13 protein-coding genes are annotated in these 17,121 nt (G+C 53.3%); 7 read left to right on the forward strand and 6 right to left on the reverse strand.

Annotated elements, in window-relative coordinates; all coding sequences use genetic code 11:
* Positions 1 to 23: 23 nt before the first annotated feature.
* Both A6X21_RS22195 and A6X21_RS22200 read right to left on the reverse strand, forming a co-directional pair.
* Entirely contained in the window at positions 24 to 479 is a 456-nt protein-coding gene (locus A6X21_RS22195; RefSeq protein ID WP_013110437.1) for a response regulator, read from the reverse strand.
* 201 nt (positions 480 to 680) lie between these two features.
* Positions 681 to 953, reverse strand: a complete 273-nt coding sequence (locus A6X21_RS22200) for a hypothetical protein (RefSeq protein ID WP_068853003.1) — start codon at positions 951 to 953, stop codon at positions 681 to 683.
* Between the two features lie 280 nt (positions 954 to 1,233).
* Between A6X21_RS22200 and A6X21_RS22205 the strand changes: the two genes are divergently transcribed.
* Both A6X21_RS22205 and A6X21_RS22210 read left to right on the forward strand, forming a co-directional pair.
* Positions 1,234 to 4,449 (forward strand): serine/threonine protein kinase, encoded by a 3,216-nt coding sequence (locus A6X21_RS22205; RefSeq protein WP_068853005.1) that lies wholly within the window; start codon positions 1,234 to 1,236, stop codon positions 4,447 to 4,449.
* Positions 4,450 to 4,816: 367 nt separating this feature from the next.
* A complete protein-coding gene (locus A6X21_RS22210) occupies positions 4,817 to 5,500 on the forward strand; it encodes a hypothetical protein (RefSeq protein ID WP_068853008.1) in 684 nt (227 codons plus the stop codon).
* 44 nt (positions 5,501 to 5,544) lie between these two features.
* Here the strand turns inward: A6X21_RS22210 and A6X21_RS22215 are convergent, their stop codons facing one another.
* Positions 5,545 to 7,455 (reverse strand): c-type cytochrome domain-containing protein, encoded by a 1,911-nt coding sequence (locus A6X21_RS22215; RefSeq protein WP_068853011.1) that lies wholly within the window; start codon positions 7,453 to 7,455, stop codon positions 5,545 to 5,547.
* Between the two features lie 343 nt (positions 7,456 to 7,798).
* Here A6X21_RS22215 and larE point away from each other — a divergent pair, with 343 nt between their 5' ends.
* Positions 7,799 to 8,722, forward strand: coding sequence for an ATP-dependent sacrificial sulfur transferase LarE (gene larE / locus A6X21_RS22220; protein ID WP_083233839.1), 924 nt, complete (start codon positions 7,799 to 7,801; stop codon positions 8,720 to 8,722).
* A gap of 79 nt (positions 8,723 to 8,801) precedes the next feature.
* Here larE and A6X21_RS22225 read toward each other — a convergent pair whose 3' ends face one another.
* Positions 8,802 to 10,634: a serine/threonine-protein kinase gene (locus tag A6X21_RS22225; protein WP_068853013.1), complete on the reverse strand. Its 1,833-nt coding sequence runs from the start codon at positions 10,632 to 10,634 to the stop codon at positions 8,802 to 8,804.
* A 281-nt stretch (positions 10,635 to 10,915) separates the two neighbouring features.
* On the reverse strand, positions 10,916 to 12,172 hold the full coding sequence (gene glyA / locus A6X21_RS22230; RefSeq protein ID WP_205847509.1) for a serine hydroxymethyltransferase: 1,257 nt from the start codon (positions 12,170 to 12,172) through the stop codon (positions 10,916 to 10,918).
* Between the two features lie 475 nt (positions 12,173 to 12,647).
* On the opposite strand from glyA, the gene A6X21_RS22235 reads away from it, so the two are divergent.
* The 4 genes from A6X21_RS22235 (at position 12,648) to A6X21_RS22250 (ending at position 16,199) form a co-directional block, all read left to right on the forward strand.
* The gene (locus tag A6X21_RS22235) at positions 12,648 to 13,976 is read left to right on the forward strand and encodes a tetratricopeptide repeat protein (RefSeq protein ID WP_240490372.1); all 1,329 of its coding nucleotides are present in this window, start codon (positions 12,648 to 12,650) and stop codon (positions 13,974 to 13,976) included.
* A gap of 209 nt (positions 13,977 to 14,185) precedes the next feature.
* Positions 14,186 to 15,043, forward strand: a complete 858-nt coding sequence (locus A6X21_RS22240) for a hypothetical protein (RefSeq protein WP_068853015.1) — start codon at positions 14,186 to 14,188, stop codon at positions 15,041 to 15,043.
* The gene (gene scpB, locus A6X21_RS22245; protein WP_240490373.1) at positions 15,040 to 15,795 is read left to right on the forward strand and encodes an SMC-Scp complex subunit ScpB; all 756 of its coding nucleotides are present in this window, start codon (positions 15,040 to 15,042) and stop codon (positions 15,793 to 15,795) included. The genes A6X21_RS22240 and scpB overlap by 4 nt, the downstream gene beginning before the upstream one ends.
* A 212-nt stretch (positions 15,796 to 16,007) precedes the next feature.
* Positions 16,008 to 16,199 (forward strand): hypothetical protein, encoded by a 192-nt coding sequence (locus A6X21_RS22250; RefSeq protein ID WP_013110448.1) that lies wholly within the window; start codon positions 16,008 to 16,010, stop codon positions 16,197 to 16,199.
* Positions 16,200 to 16,340: 141 nt separating this feature from the next.
* Here the strand turns inward: A6X21_RS22250 and A6X21_RS22255 are convergent, their stop codons facing one another.
* On the reverse strand, positions 16,341 to 16,994 hold the full coding sequence (locus A6X21_RS22255) for a hypothetical protein (protein WP_013110450.1): 654 nt from the start codon (positions 16,992 to 16,994) through the stop codon (positions 16,341 to 16,343).
* Positions 16,995 to 17,121 lie beyond the last annotated feature (127 nt).

Here is a 17,121-nt window from a genome sequence, read left to right on the forward strand (position 1 = left end):
CAGCCAATGGCCGTTTCAGAAAGTTACCGAGAACGCAGTGCCGCCTGCTGCTGGTCAACTTCTTCAACATAGGCCAGCAGACGATCGCGTTCATTAGTGAGATGCCTCACACGCAGCAAAGACTTGACCCGGGTCGTCAGTTCGAGTCGATTGATGGGTTTGGTCAGGAAATCATCGGCCCCTGCCTGAATGGCCTTTTCGATATCCCCCATCTCATTCAGAGCTGTCACCATTAGCACGGGGAGAGACTTTGTTGAGGGTTCACTGCGCAGCTTGGCACAGACCTCAAAACCACTGAGTTTGGGCATCATAATATCCAGCAGTACCAGATCGGGCTGCCACTCCCGGACTTTTTCCAGCGTCTGTTGCCCGTCATAGGCCATGGCGATTTCGTATTCATCGCTGGCAAGATAGGCATCGAGCAACTCGCAATTCTGCAAATTGTCATCAGCAATCAGGATTCGAGAAACAATTGTCATCACTTTAATCCGCAATTATCAGTTCGTAAGTCGGCATGAGTATTGCGATGCTGCCCATCGAGCTGCAAGGTTTCACAAGGCCGCTGGTGTGCGAGTGAGCTCACAATTCACACCCTGAAATTCCGCAAGATCATAGATTCTAACGACTTTGCCCTATCTTCGAAATGCAGTGAGCCTGCCTGAGCAGGGAGTCGGAACGAGTCACTCGGATGGATGCTCGTCATCTTCATCGCCGACTGAAACAGTACTGAGGGTGTACAGGCCTCCCCCGGCCATCAGGATGGCAATCATCCACCAGAGAGTGCGATTCATGAACCAGATCGAAGGCATCCAATCTAAGGACTCCACGGATTCCAGTGCATTAAGAAGCAACAAAACACTTCCAGCCAGCAGCAAAAACCAGCCCATGCTTCGCCACGAATTCAAAGAAGTCTCTGTCGTTAATGTCTGGCTCTCCTGAGATGCATCTTCCATAAAGCGGTTCCTGATCGTCGAAAAGTCACGCACTGACAATAATGCCGAAGGCCCCTTGATCCACTTCCATCGAGCAATTCTTCAGCAGAAGCTGTTCGACCCTAGAACTGGATGAGTCAGAGTGTTAGCTTAATTTTTGCACAAATCACATCCGTATTTTTCCACCCTCTCACATTTGACCTGCGTGCCTGGTGGGGACACTTCTCCGCCAGTCATGGCCATCGTAGTTTTCTGTCAGTAGGTGATGACGTTTTCTCGTGAAAGACCAGCGGATCAGTCAATGCCCGCCAAACTGTCAAGTGAATCATTCCTTGCAACTATTCGCCGTAGCGGTCTCATTGAGGACGACCGACTTAACGTTTTGTATGCGGAATACACGGAACGATTGAATGGTGAAGCGGATTCCACAGATCTGGCTCAATTTCTTGTCAACCGGAATGCGGTGACTGCCTGGCAGGGTGAAAAGCTGCTTCAGGGAAAACATAAGGGTTTTTTCCTGGGGAAGTATCGCCTGCTGTCACTCCTCGGCCGGGGAGGCATGAGTTCGGTCTATCTCGCTGAACATATCGTGATGCGCCGCCGGTGTGCGATTAAAGTGCTCCCGCAAAAACGAGTCTCTGACACGTCGTATCTCGGAAGATTTCACCGAGAAGCTCAGGCGGTGGCTTCACTGGATCATCCCAATATCGTCCGCGCTTACGATGTCGATCATCAGGCCGATCGCGATACGGATATCCACTTCCTTGTGATGGAATTTGTTGACGGACAGAGCCTGCAGGAACTGGTATTAAAATCTGGTCAGGTGCCATTTGCCGATGCCGCAGACTACATCCGTCAGGCGGCTCTGGGATTATCCCATGCCCATGGTGCCGGTCTTGTCCATCGGGACATCAAGCCCGGGAATCTGCTCGTCGATCACACGGGCGTCGTGAAAGTTCTCGACCTGGGACTCGCCAGGTTCTTCAGTGATACTGGCGACGATGCCCTCACGATTCAGCATGATGAGAAAGTTCTCGGGACAGCCGACTACCTCGCACCAGAGCAAGCGCTCGACAGCCACTCTGTTGACGCACGTGCTGACATCTACAGCCTGGGCTGCACACTTTATTTTCTGCTCACGGGCTCCCCTCCATTTACCGAAGGGACTCTGGCGCAGCGATTGATGGCTCATCAGACCAAAGAACCGCCATCGATAGAGAGCAAGCGACCAGATGTTCCTGCCGACCTTGCTGCCATTGTCCGCAAGATGATGGCCAAATCTCCAGCCGACCGGCCTGCTTCGGCCAAGGCGGTGGCAGAGATCCTGGAAAACTGGCTGAAGCAGTATCGCTCTGGTGGAGTCGCATCTGGTGGAGTCTTTTCTGGCGAAGTCTTTTCTGGCGGAGTCTCTGCCGAAAGCGATGTTGCACAGCCGGACAATGTTCATCCCGTCGCTATGGCAGGCCTGGAATTCAGTCCTCAGGCACCTCTCCCGACCGATATGAGTATGGCTCCTGCCGGGGATGAACTCTCAGCGTTCCTGACCTCGTTATCGGGTGGAGTTTCTACACCCCTCGCTGAACCGGTACCACAGCGAAAAACGCCAGAGGTCGCGAAGCCCTCGACGGATTCGGCCAAAGGAAAAAAATCATCCAGCAGCACAAGTCAGCCAGTCCATGATTTTCAGTTTCTTGAGCCACTGAGCCACTCGCCTGACGAGGGGAATTCTTCAAAATCCAGCTCGGTTTTTGGGAATGAGGCTGCATCGACTGCCCCATCAAAGGCTCCATCGTCGATCAAGCTTCCCTCATCGAAGACTTTGCCAGCGAATCAGATCCCAGTCGATGCCACAGTCGCAAAATCTCCCACAGATCACGTGGGTTCGAAGAGTCTCGAAACTCCAGTTCCCCCAAAATCAGCCTCCGGGATACAGCGAGCTGCGGGCAGTTCGAAAGCCGCATTGGAACCTCCAGAAGCCAAGCCTGTCGCAACCCCTCCACAGATTCTGGCGACCAGCGAAGCTCCCATTCTCGAAGCGATCCCTCTTCGTGAAGGTTCTGGCAATTCCATACCTGAAGCCATTCCTGTTCGACGTACTGCGAAAGTGATTCGGCCAGCGGCAACAACTCCCTCCCCCGCAAAAGTCATTTTGGAAGCCATCCCGATTTCCCCTACCGATCTGGAGAGCGAACCCTCACAGATCATGGCGGATGTCGAGCAGCCGATCCGAGATACGTCCACTTCGAACCGCAACAGCAGTTCACGCTCACAATCCAGTCGTCACAAAGGAACCGCGAAGAAACTTCCCGCCTGGGCAATGCCGGCTGGCATCGCTGTTTGCCTCGTCCTGGTCATCGGCGCGGGCTATGCGATCTACAGTAGTAGTAATGCTCCTGTAAAAGCGGTTGATTACAGCCGCCCCGACCCCACATGGATTGATCGACGTGAAGCGACAGTGGGGCCTCAAGGTGAGTTCAAAAGAATCTCTGACGCGCTGGCCAAGGTGCGAGCCAACTTTAAACCTGGTGGAGAGAAAGACAGATTCCGAATTGAGGTCGCTGCGGGGATCTATCCCGAGCGAATTGTGCTCGATTCACGAGGAAGTGGCCGAAAATGGCCTGAGAATATCACTGTGGCTGGGGCAGAAAATGCAAAAGTTGTGATTCAGGGTGGGACACAAACTGGCGATCCCATCGTGAAGATTCGCGATGTCCAAGGTTTTCAACTTGAAAACATCACAATCAATGCTGAGAAGCACGAAACCGCCATCGAAGTCGGAGATTACCTTTATGGGACACGCCTGACCAATCTGAGCATTCTGGATTTTTCAAACGCTGGCATCATTGGGAAGGATGTTTCCGGTCTTCTGGATAAGGAATTCACAATCAATGATTGCCTGATTTCGACGAAGTCGGAGAAGGCCGTCGGTGTGCGGCTGGAAGCTAAAGAAACGTTAGCCGACGTGAGTTTGCTTAAAAATCGATTCCGTGGCCCGATGGCTGCCGGTGTGCTGATTGAAGCCTCCAGTTTTGCTTCGAAAATCCAGATTCGCGAGAATCGTTTTTTCGAATGCGAAAACTCGATCGAGTTTGCCGGCGAAGCTTCATGGCTGGGGATTGCCGTCAGCAATAATACGATTGCCGCTGGTAATCAGGGAGTTGTCTTTGCCGAACAACCCGGCTCAGACAGCGTGACACTTTCGATCAGACGAAATCTGTTTGCGGGTCTGAAAGGCGCCGAGATTCGTATTCAATCGAATTTCAGTGCGGATGGCTGGAAGAAAGCGACTGAAGGGAGAACTCAAGGGAATGTGACTGACCGCCTCCCGCCCTCACCTGCCCCAGGTGTGATTGATCTGGCAGCGTCGGGTGGCAGCCGTGTCGGCAGTAAAATCAGCTTCAAATCGATGGAACCCGCTGATCCCGGTTTCCTTCTTCCAGCGACTCCATCGATCCCCAAGCCAACAGATAAAGCATTGGAACGAGAACTGGATCACACCGGCGCTATTGGGCAGTAAATCCTTACCCTGTAAAGAACTACGGTAAATCTCTTCTCCTCGTTACTGACCCTGGTTGCGGACAGGTGAACAGGCCTTCCGCCTCATGGTCATTCTCGCAAACCACTTTGCCGCAACGTGTTACGCCAAGAAAAACATGTCTACGCGGTCCTGGATGCGGTCTCCGATTCGGCAGACTCGTCGTAAATTCCATTGAGCTGGTCACTTAAAGTGTACACTTGCGACGTGTCTTCTCAGCCCTGAGGATAGAGGGAGTGGCTGGGAAAAGTTTCCGGCCTTTCCGAGAGCAGGCAGGAGGCCAGCGAGAACGCTCAGCGAGGAGCGACAGAACCTAAGGGCAAGAAAACAGCCCAGAAGTTGACTGTCTATGAGATTCTCTAATCATCATCAATCTGCTCGCAAGGCAGTCCCTCAGGCACGAGAACGTGCAGAGCGACATCAGCCAATGGGTCGTAAGGCCAGATCGGTCGTGAGGCCAACCGCAGCCCATCGCAGTCGATCGACTGGCCGCATGGATCGAGCCGGACAATTCTCTGCCCCGGAGACCTGGCATGATCCGGTGGAACAACAGCAGTTTCGATGTGTCATCGAACCAGCCGGAGATTCCTTTCGTCATGTGGTGACGGAACAGGAAATTCGTGATCGACTCGCCGAGCTGCCCGAACACTTTGTCACCGATCTGCAGGTGGTGCAGTTGAGCCGCATGACGCGCAAACGAGCGATCTTCCCGCTCTACGGCATGCAATGGGGCCCGAATGTCTATCTCTATCCGTTAGAAGAGAGTCTGATTGAGCGTTACGCACGTATGCCCAAGCCACAGTTTCGCATCGACTCAGAAATGTACGGCGGGAAATGGGAAGAAGTCGGCGGTATCTGGCAACTCACGTGGACAGAACAGACGATTAAGGATTTCTATCTGAATAACGTTCTGATTCACGAAATTGGTCATATGAACGACCATCGCAATCGTTCATATATCGACCGCGAACGTTATGCCAACTGGTTCGCCATTGAGTTTGGCTACCGTGCTTCGCGTGGGCGAAGGGTCTGACAAGCATCGATTCGTCGCATCAAGCGACTGGAACTATGCCACAATCACTTTTTCTTCGCTTTGCGATTTCCCGGGGCTGCACCCTGGGTACTCAGGAAACTGGCACCCATTGTCCGGGCATCCTGCCGATAGACGGCCTGCAGTGCGGCGGCTGGAGTATCTCCACCCTGAATTCGTTTCACGAAACTCCCGAAGTTCGATGCGCCACCATTTCGCATGAGGAACTCAACAATCGCATAGCCCGCAGGCCCGACATCCGCTGGCGAGAACGTACCATCCTGGAACACATCCTGTGGTTGCTGAATGCTGTATTGCATCGCTTCGGCTGCCCTTGGCTTGAGGGCAACCACATACGGGTTGCCTTTACCAATCGGGCCGGACGCTGCCAACGATAGGCCGGTTCCTCTGATGAGCCAGTCAGGAAGATCTCCGCCCCCCTTGAGTAATGCAGCAGCCGCTAACTGCTCGGCCAGATTGAGTACTGCCCCTGGAGATTTTTCTGTGGGATCGTCGCCCACATCGTAAATGGCCACAAGTGCCGTTTCGAGTGTCGGTGAGACATCGGCATGACCAATGATTTCCTTTGGTACTTCTCGTCGGTTGATCGTCTGATTGAATTCTTCGTAGCCAAAGCGTTCTTTGAAGACGAACACCGCCAGCTTACCCTTCCAGACAGGTGTCTCTTTAAAGCCAAAGGTTGCTTTGAGAACCTTGAGAAACTCACTTCCCGACTCCGCCAGCTCTTTCAGACGAGCCGTATCGACATCCCCAATCATGATGAACTCGTCCGTCTCATGGAGATTCGGTTGAGTCGAACTGAGTGCCATCTCCCATTTCTCGTTAGTATCCTTGCGTCTCCGTTCAAGGAGCTGTTCGGGAGTCATCTTGGCCAGTTCCCGAGCTCGAATTTCCTCTGGAGTGGGGACCAGTTGCATCAGTGGTCGTTTGGCATCGGGGCCATCGAATTTGGCGCCTTCTGTGATCCACGTGCGCAAATCTGCATGCCACTTTCTGGTAATGCGGCCCTGCCCTGCCGGCATGACGGGAGCTTCGTCAGCATTGACCAGTCGCCACAACCGGCTCCCTTCGAGGCTGCCAGGGACAATCACGCGGCCACTTTCACCACCTTGCATCATGCGTTCAAACGTCGCGACACTGAAGCCACCTCGCGGATTGTTCCCTAAATGGCACTGTCCGCAGGTGGTGACGAGAGTCGGGGCGACATCGTTGATGAACGAGACTTTTTCGTTGCCAGTTGGCTTGGCGACTTCAACGGGGACCGGCGCTGGCTTTGGTTTCCCGTCTGCCATGGCGGCCAGAGACCCCAGCGACGCGGTTTTGTCCATTGCGTCGTACTTGGCACCTTCTGAAATCCACTTGGCAATCACCTGTATCTCGGCAGTTTTGAGTGCCTCTTCATTCTTGGGCATTCTCAAGCGGTTGTCCGTGGTGGTCAGCCTCAGGACGAGAGGACTGCGGAGCGGATTGCCAGCGACAACCAGGGCGCCATTCGTGCCGCCTCGTTCCATCCCGGCGAAATTATCCATCCGCAAACCACCCCGCGGATTGTCTTCTCCGTGGCAGGAGACGCAGTTGGCCTCAAGAATCGGAGCCACTTCTTTCGAGAAACTGGTCGGAATTTTGGCTGCTACCAGGGCCTGCTGTTTCGCGAGAATCCCTCGTTGTGTCTCGACCTGTTTTCGAAGAGCTTTGACGAGCGTCTCGGTCTCTGGAATCCCGTCCTTGACCAGTGTGTTGAGTTTTTCTTCCACGGAAGTGACGGCTGCCGTCGCCTCGTCGAGTTTCTTCTTTGAGAGCAGTGCGGGGACCTTGCCAATTTCCGTCTTGAGATCATTGAGCTGTTGCCGCTGCTCAGGCGTGATGGCAGCCATCAGCGATGCCGCCTGAATCAGGACTGTTGCCATGACGAGGCTGAAACAGATTTGACGAAGCATAGAAACCTGACATCCAAACATTGTGATCATCGCCTATTGCCTGACGTTGTTTTGGATTTTGTACTTCGATTCGACCAATAGCCGACTTAATTTCATATTGACCGCGAGAAGCCAAGACCTGCCACAGATCGAGCCGCAGTTTTGTCTTACACCTGTACTCTTCCGAGATTGTCAACTCTCGGTAGTGTATCCTGTTTACGGCAATCGGGGCAAACCCCGTTTCGGTTGTGAGTTACGAATTGCTGCGACATTCTATCGCCAGATGTTCGGGTAACCTGTCTTTCATGCCCAGAGTTCGCCCGGAAGTTTTCGCAGAGACCGATTTTTCACAAATGACTGGCTCATGAACCCGCAACCACCTCCACAAACATCCATCAATGCCATGAATTCCCCCCAGCTTGAGGAAAATGATTCATCGAAAAGTCTTGGAGCGACTCGATCTTTGACCGAGAAACAACTCGACCAGCTCGTGGAATGGTTTCGCCCGTGGCCATCTGTGATCGTGGCTTACTCGGGCGGAGTTGACAGTGCTTTAGTCGGTTGGGGAGCGGTTCAGGCACTGGGAAATTCGGCACTGGCCGTGACAGCCCTGAGCCCGAGTGTTTCTGAGAATGACCGGGAACTCTCCGCAGCAGTCGCCCATGAAATGGGAATTCAGCATCAGACGATTCACACGCAAGAAATTGAGCTGGCTGAGTATCGGGCCAATTCGCCAACTCGCTGTTATTTCTGCAAATCCACCCTTTACAGCACGATTCGATCAAAGTACCCAGCCAGCGAATTCCCCTTGATTGTGAATGGTACAAACCTCGACGACCTGGGAAATCATCGCCCCGGACTGGCGGCTGCCAAAGAATTTCAGATCCGCAGCCCTCTCGTCGAACTGGGCTACAACAAGCAGATCGTCAGGAGCCTGGCTCATCTCGCTGGTTTAACTGTCCATGATCGACCTGCCAGTCCCTGTCTGGCCAGCAGAATCGCTTATGGCGTCGAAGTCACTTCCGATCGATTATTGAGAGTCGAACGGGCCGAAAAATATCTGCGATCACTCGGCTTTCAGGAATTCCGAGTCAGGATTGAACCCGGGGAACTGGCCCGCATCGAATTGCATCCCGAGGATTTAACGCAACTTGTCAGTTCGCCAATGCGTGAAGCATGCGTGCGAGTCCTGCGCGAACTTGGATTTCGCCAGATCTGCCTCGATCTTGCCGGCTTTCGCTCGGGCAGCCACAACGAACTCATCCAATTCAATGCAGCCTCGAAGTGACCTGGAATTCACCCGGTGTGGCTCACTCGTCGTTTCGTGAGCTTGCAGCGAGTTTGATTCCGCTATCAGCGCCGGAGTTTCAGATTTCGACAGGTAAATCAATCTCGGGGGCGAAGGTCTGCCACCATCTTTCCGCCTGATCGCTATTCCACTTGCCCGAAACACTGCATCGACAAAGTGCCAGTTCCAACTCACGAGCCGAGCCAAATCGCAATTCCTGATTTTTTGCCAGACAACGGAGAACAATGGCCTCCACATCGGCAGGAATATCGGCTCTCAGATCTCGCAGCGGCACAACTCGATCTCGCGCATGTTTGATCATTACCTGCACGGGAGTTTTGCCCTCAAATGGCGGGCGCCCCGTGAGCAGAAAATACGCGGTGGCTCCCAGTGCATAGATATCACTCCGGGCGTCAGGCACACTCTCGTATGTCGCCTGTTCTGGCGACATGAATAGCGGCGAGCCAGCCACGCTCGTCTGCCGGCTGCTGTCACTATAACCTCGAACACGCACACCTCGGGAATCGAGCACGAGACCAAAATCGAGCAGTTTCGCCACATCGTACTCACCGCCCCGCTTCGCAGCATAGACGTTGGCAGGCTTCAAATCGCGATGGATCATGCCCAGTTGATGGGCCTCGTGCAGTGCCCGGCACGTCTGAATCAGAAAATGAACCGTACGCTCCGGAGAAAGCGGCCCGAAACGAGCCACCAGTTCTCCCAGATTCATCCCCGGGAGATACTCCATCACGTAGTAGAACGTGCCATCTTCTGTATGACCGTAATCGTAAATTTCAACAGTGTTCCAATGCGAAAGTTGCGCCATACTGCGAACTTCCTGCTCGAACCGCATGAGGGCTATGGGATCAGTGCCATACTGAGGATGAATCAGCTTGACCGCACATGGACGAGTCAACAGCCGATGTTCGGCCAGAAAAACCTGTCCCATCCCCCCTGCTCCCAGTCTCCGGGCCAGTCGATACTGGCCCAACTGACGGGCTCGGCTGACTTCCTGTCTCAAGGCAGAAATCGTGAATGTTCCCCAGATCGAAGCGAAGAGCGAAACAGCCAGTGTCGTGGCCAGTTCGAGGCACACCTGGAGAGTGAGAACTTCCTGAGTCCAGGGGATCGACATTCGCAGATAAGCAATTGTCGCCAGTGGTGCCAGAGCTAAAGGCGATAAAAGGACCGCAGCCCTCTTCCAGCCATTAGGAATCAACATCGCATAGGACATCATCACAATGATGAGGCCCAGGGTTCCATTATGCAGCAGATCGCTTAAAAGCATGCTGTTCTGCAGAACACCCGCTTCGCGCATCTGGAGCAACTGTGTTAACACGATCTGAATGGCGGGCGGTATGAAGAGCAACAGTTCGAGAAATCGAAGTCTGTCCAGGGGAAGCATTCGATTTTTCAGCAGAATGCAAAGACAGGTAATGGAATTGAGCAGGACGATCGCACGTAAGTACGGATAAGGCGAACTTTGCACGACCAGCGAGCGAATGAAATACGCCAGTAATCCCACACACACCAGAATGGCGGCGGCAATTAATCGCTGCTGGATCAATGTCCCGGAACGACCACGCGGACGGCCGACATCAGCATTGACCTGGCCTGGCGACAAATCTCGAACACGTTCGACTTTTCTCTTCGGAACTGGAGGAGCCAACAACTTCGTCTGAGTTGTCACACCAGATGCCGAAACTGATGGGCCAGTGGCATGAAGAACTTCAGGACTACTTGCAGGCAATAACCGGGAGGCATCTGCAGACTCTGCACCACCCGACAAAAGTTCATCCAGAGTTTTGAGATCGGTCCCAAAAGCCGCATGCCCCACGAGTGTGGGTTCCAGAGCCGCTTCTTCGTCGACAATGTCACCATCGTCGAAGATCAGCTGATCTGCTTCCCGCATGCCGAACACTCCCTCATGTCCTGAGTGTAGCGCAGCAGCACATGCTGCCCGGCCCTCGCTCACCAGAACATACGAGTGAAATAAAGCTCGTTCAGGAGATGGTGCCGTGACGGAATGTCCGTCAGGAGCACTTTCCGAGACGGAGGGAGTTCAAATTTGCCGGTTGTAGCAAATTGAGCGGTTGGTGCTTTCAGGGAAACAACCTGGTTCCCTGAAAGCCACTTCAAATCCGCAGGGAGATTCAGGCAGACCGCGTCTGTTCAGAACCGCCGACTTGATCATTACAGCGCAATGCCGGGAACTGGATAATTCTTGCAGAACTCGCAGATCTCCTGGCGAATCTTGCCCAGAGTGACGGCATCTTCCGGATGTTTGAAAATCTGCAGGATCCACTGACCGACCTGCTGCATTTCCGCTTCTTTCATTCCACGAGTCGTGAGCGCCGGTGTGCCGAGTCGAATTCCGCTGGGGTCCAGCGGCTTGCGTGTATCGTAAGGAATCATGTTTTTATTGGCGGTCACTCCGGCGACATCGAGCGCATGTTCGGCGATTTTTCCAGTCAAACCGACAGATGTGACGTCACACAGCATCAGGTGATTATCCGTCCCCCCAGAAGCCAGACGCACGCCCCCGGCCACTAAGGTTTCCGCCAATGCCCGTGCGTTTTTGATGACCTGTTCAATGTATTGCTTGAAGGCCGGTTGAGCCGCTTCACGGAAGCAGACGGCTTTACCAGCGACCACATGCTCCAAGGGCCCTCCCTGTAATCCTGGAAAGACGGTTTTGTCGATCGTTTTGCCATGCTCTTCTTTGCAGAGGATAAACCCGGATCGGGGCCCGCGCAAAGTTTTGTGAGAGGTCGAAGTCACAAAGTCCGCATGGGGCACCGGGCTGTTGTGCAGGCCCGCTGCCACCAATCCGGAATAATGGGCCATATCGACCATGAATAAGGCACCCACGGATTTCGCAATCTCGGCGAACTTTCCGTGGTCGATTTCGCGCGGATAGGCACTGGCTCCCGCAATAATCAGCTTCGGCTTGTGCTCCTTTGCCAGACGAGCCACCTGATCAAAATCAATCCGGTGATCTGACTCACGCACACCATAATGAACAGCGTTGTAAAGAATTCCCGAAAAATTCAATCCCATGCCATGCGTGAGATGGCCACCATGGGCCAGATCCATCGCCAGAAAAGTGTCTCCCGGCTTCAAAAAGCCCATAAAGACAGCCATATTGGCCTGCGAACCGGCATGAGGCTGTACGTTCGCATATTGAGCACCGAACAGCGTGCAGGCCCGTGTTCGAGCAATCGACTCGATCGTATCGACATGCTCGCAACCACCATAGTAACGTCGCCCCGGATACCCTTCGGCGTACTTATTCGTGAGGACTGAGCCGACAGCTTCAAGCACAGACTGACTGGTGTAATTCTCTGAGGCAATCAGTTCCAGACCGTCATGCTGCCGGACTTCTTCTTGTCGAATTGCACCAGCAATCTCAGGATCTGCAGCGGTCAGCACAGGCATACGGTCGGCCATCAATTATTCTCCTGGATATCAATCGCTAATTCTGGTCATCGATCTGGCTGGTTGAGCAGTGTTCCCTGAACTGTGTGCACTGCGCGGATCAATGTGTGCACTGAGCTGATCAACCTGAGCTTTGCTCTGAATTATAGGCAAAGCGAGCGAGCTTCGCACCTGTGCTTGGCGATGGGCACCTAATTCCCGAGCACCTGGATTTCTTTGCGCTCTTTGGCCCCATGAATTCATGAAACCCAGGACCTGATTGAAAACAAAATTTCCGAGACGACATTCTGAAATGATGCTATCGAATCAGAAATTCAATTCTGACTCGAAAAGTAAAAGAAAATTGCTGTGAGCCAACCTGTGGTGAATTGGCAATCGAACGTTCGATCCCGCACAATATGTGGAGACTCCACAAGTTTGCTGAACAGCATTCATCTGCCCGCCGGAAGATCAACCTCCGCAATTGTCTTTGCTCAGGAATATGTCCATGAACTCTGCGGAAACGCCGATGATCTCCGCGGAATCCACGAGCCGATTGAGGAGCACTGCTCCACTTCAAGGTGAGCGAGTCACATTTACGGGAACACTGGCTTCGATGACCCACCGGGAAGCCGCCGGATATGTCGAGCAGTACGGGGGAACTTTCACGAATCAGGTTTCCCAGCAGACGACCCTGCTGGTCGTCGGCGATGAAGGTTGGCCACTGGAAGAAGATGGTCAACCCTCGTTAAAGCTGGAGGCTGCTCGTGAACTGCTTGAACGGGGCTTCCCGATTAAAATTCTGAGCGAACCGGAGTGGCTGCAGTTGATTGAACTGGAAAGCCCTTCTCCAGCAGATCGCAGGGTTTTTACGCCAGCGATGCTGAGTCAATTGATGAAACTCCCCGTTTCCCGTATCCGTCATTGGGAACGTCTGGGACTGATTCGACCGGTTCGACGAGTTTGCCGATTGCCTTATTTCGATTTTCAGGAAGTGACGGGGGTTCGCCGACTGGCAGATCTGATTTCGACAGGGATTTCTCCCAAGAAAATTGGTGCCAGCCTGGAGAAGCTGAAGTCGTTGTTGCCCACGATTGAAAGACCTCTCGCTCAACTCGAAATTCTCTCGCAAGACCATCAGCTTTACATTCGGGATGCTGCCAGCCTGCTGGATCCACAGACAGGTCAGCGGATCTTTGATTTCCATGAAATCCCTGTCAGTGACGGCGAAATTTCGGAAAACAAGCCGGATTCAGGCGATGGTTCCGCTTCTGAAAATACGCTGACAATCCCCTTTCCTGGCTATACCAAAGCGATTCATGGTCTGCAGAATTCCTCTAGGAACTGGGGAGCCAATGAATGGGCTCATGCCGGTTCCACATTGCTCGACTCAGGCGAAACAGCGGCCGCCATCCAGGCTTTTCGCAGAGCCTTGCTGCTGGCTCCTCACGAAGCCTCGATTCATTTTCAATTAGCCGATGCCTTGTACCGCTCTGGAAATTATGCGGGAGCCGCAGAACGGTATCATGTGGCCGTGGAATGCGATGCCGAGTACATCGAGGCCTGGACGCAACTGGGATGTGTCCTTGCACAAATGGGTGATACCAAGGCGGCCAGCGAAGCGTTTGAGGCCGCCCTGCTGCTTCACCCGGATTATCCCGATGCTCATCTGCATCTGGCAGAACTTTTTGAGCAGATTGGCCAGCATTTGAAAGCCCGTCCTCATTGGTTGCGTTATCTCGATTTCGACAACCGCGGGCCATGGGCCGATATGGCCAGAGAACGATTGGAACGGTCTCAAGGCGATGCTTCTGAATCTTCACCTGAAAGCCTGTAAGAATTCAGATCGCTCGTCAATCTGGTGAGGATAGAGAACACGGGCCGATTCCAAGGCGAGTTTCGTGAGTGTTGGTCAGTTCAATTCTGATGAGTTGTCATTGTAGAGAATTCTCGACTGGGCTAAATTTTCATTTCAGTTGATGGCAGCGAGATTCTCAGATCGACCTGACGGGATGTCGGGGACGGACAGACAGGGAGGTTTCAAACATGCGTGCGAGCTCCCAGGGTTCATTCACCACACTGTTACTACTCGTGCCAGTTCTGGCAGTGCCACTCTTTGCGATATTTGGCTTGCCGGAAATCTCAACAGATACTCACCAGACGTCGCTCGAAGAAGAGTTCCCGGAACTCTCGGATGTCACTCCGCTGGCCTCCGACGCCAAAGCTTTTGATGCTGGGGCACTGTCTTCTAATACATCGTCTGCCCTGCCAGCGAGCACTGCGCCTCTCACCGAACATCCCGAGGGAGTGGCCGGAAACTCGGAGCCTCCACTTTGGAGCAACAATCAGGGGAGTAACAATCAGGGGAGCAACAATCAAAATCCTCCTGATCAGAAAGAACCTGGGATCACTCCGGCCGATGCTGGGGCGATGGCATGGGCCGATACAACTTCTCCACCAGCCGGAACTGCACCACGAACTCTTCCCAATGCATCCACAGCGCCATTAAATCATTCTGAATTGAACGGCATGATCCATGGGGAGTTTGCAGAACAGGAGATCGATGGCACTTCTGCGAAAGGTGTGATTCCGGCTGGTAACACAGAAATTACTGTCACCCCCCAGCCTCCTGGAAAAATGAGCGGAAAGAAATCATCCCGCGAAAAGCCGGCAGATACTCCCCCCTTAACCTGGCAAGATGCCGTGCAGAGGCTTCATGCATTACAGATTCGAAACTTCCGTCTCGAACCCGGTGCAGAACCCTCCGTTTTTGTATTCATCTGCTCATACACACCGGCAGACAACCCACGGATTTCGTACCGTTTCGAAGCCGAGGCGAACGAGCCACTCAAAGCTGTCGAGAAGGTTCTTCAGCAGATTGAAGAGTGGAGTTCCTCACGATGAGCATGCCCTTGCCCTGGGCTCGCACTTCGGGAAACTTTCAGCCAAACAATTCGTGGCAGGTCAATCACGAACATCGCTGGAAGCAAGGTCACTCGGCATCATCACGTCAGTGGTTGATCCAACCGCAATCACCAGCTGGCCCCCCTGCTCATATCTTTGGGCTGGAACAAAGCCCCGGCTCAACCAACTCTGTACGAACATCCCGGCTGGCCAGGCTGGAAGCGATTCTCTTTGTCGCCGATGGCCCGCTTCCCATTAAGAAGCTGGCCAATTTAGCCAGCCTGACAGATGTTCGCGAAGCCGAACAAATGATTCGCTGGCTCAACCAGAGCTATCATTTCACCCACAGTCCCTATCACATTTACCCTCTGGCGGGCGGATACCAGCTTCTGACAAAGCCTGATTATCAGCCGTGGCTCACTCGCCTGAACACAACGCGCAAAGCTCCGCAACTGACACCATCCACATTAGAAACATTGGCAATCATCGCGTATCGGCAACCAGTCACACGTGCCGATGTCGAGCAGATTCGAGGTGTGCAGTGTGTCGATATTCTCAAACAACTGATGGAAGACGGGTATGTCCGTCTGGCAGGTGAAGACACAAGCCTTGGCCGGCCTTACCTTTATGAAACAACCAGGAAGTTTCTTGAGGATTTGGGTCTGGCCAGTCTGGATGACCTTCCCCATCGCGATGCCTTTCCCTCTCGCCACTCAAATGCAAACAATGGGAAGAGTGAAAAAGCTGCGTAAGATAATCGCGGTTTGCTGACCGTGGCGAGCAGCCAATATCTTTGTCAAGCATCAGGCTTGATATTCGAGATTATTTTTCAATTTTCTCGTGATTTTTCTTGGCGAACCCATCAGCCATTTTTATTTTGTAGTTGTGGTCGAACGTCTCATTTCGTGTGGTTCGTTGCCGCTCTTTTCCAAACTGGCGATGACTCCCTTCTGGAGGCCTCCAAATGTCCTCACTTGCCGCCACAAAAGTCGATTCGGGTGCAAATGTTGATCTTGTCGAAGAGCTTCGTTTGAGAGCCTGGGCTCGCTCTCATTATGAACCTGCCGACCGACGTAGTCGTCGACTGCATCCCATTGTGCTGGATGAAATGCAACGCAAAGATCAGGAGCAGATCACTCCCAGCCATCCCAGGTAATCAGCAATTGAATCTGTTTTTCGATTTCGCTGAATGGGTATCAACGAAAAGTGCCACTGGAGAATTTCGCTTTCGGCGAGCTTCCCCAATGGCACATTTTCATTAGCAGACATGGAACGCATGAAGTTCTATGCTGTTCAATTAACGGCGAATTGTCGCACCATCGCGCACTGCAGTTCCGGGTTGCGATCCGGTTGACGCACCCTGTGGTGCACTCCCCTGAATTGTGCTCGTGGCGGGTGTAGCTGAGGGATCGGGCTGTGTGGGTGATGACCAGTTGGAGACAGCCCAATGGGGGTGTGTCGAAACCACTGTCGCTCCCAGATCATCCAGATCAGCACGGAATGATGCGGAGGTGATGTCCGTATTTGGAATCACTCGCTGCAGCACGAACCGGCGATTGCTGGCGATGTAGGCAAAGAACTTGCCCTTGCCCAGCTTGTCGTTATCGGCCAGCAGCCTCAAGAGTGCCGTACGAGGCACATCAGCAGCCGAGCGTGGAAGTTCATCCAGCCAGGCCATAATCCATACCACAGAGCGATCCATGCTCAACACGGTGCTCATCGAAAGTTCCCATTCGTCGTTATTGACATTTGCCTTGAAAACAAAGTCATAACGCTTGTCGAACAGTTTTGCTTCGAGCCCCATGGCCTTGAGCAGCGTTCCCAGACTTTCGTCGCTCAGTTGGCCCCGGGCAGCACTTTCCTGAGCCTGCAGCACTTTCGTCGCAGCAGGAACAGTGACCGCCACAGCGGCAGCCCCCAACAGGGATCGACGAGTTAAACCATCACTCATTCTCGACACTCCTTTGTCGCTTCCAGACATCCATGCGCTTGGGCCAACCATTCAAATTCCCTTGAGCGGTCGGCAATAACTGCAGCCACCGTCATTTTCAACCGGCCTGAACAGCCAGACTCTCTCG

Origin of the sequence: Planctopirus hydrillae, from assembly GCF_001707835.1 — a bacterium.
Classification (GTDB): domain Bacteria; phylum Planctomycetota; class Planctomycetia; order Planctomycetales; family Planctomycetaceae; genus Planctopirus; species Planctopirus hydrillae.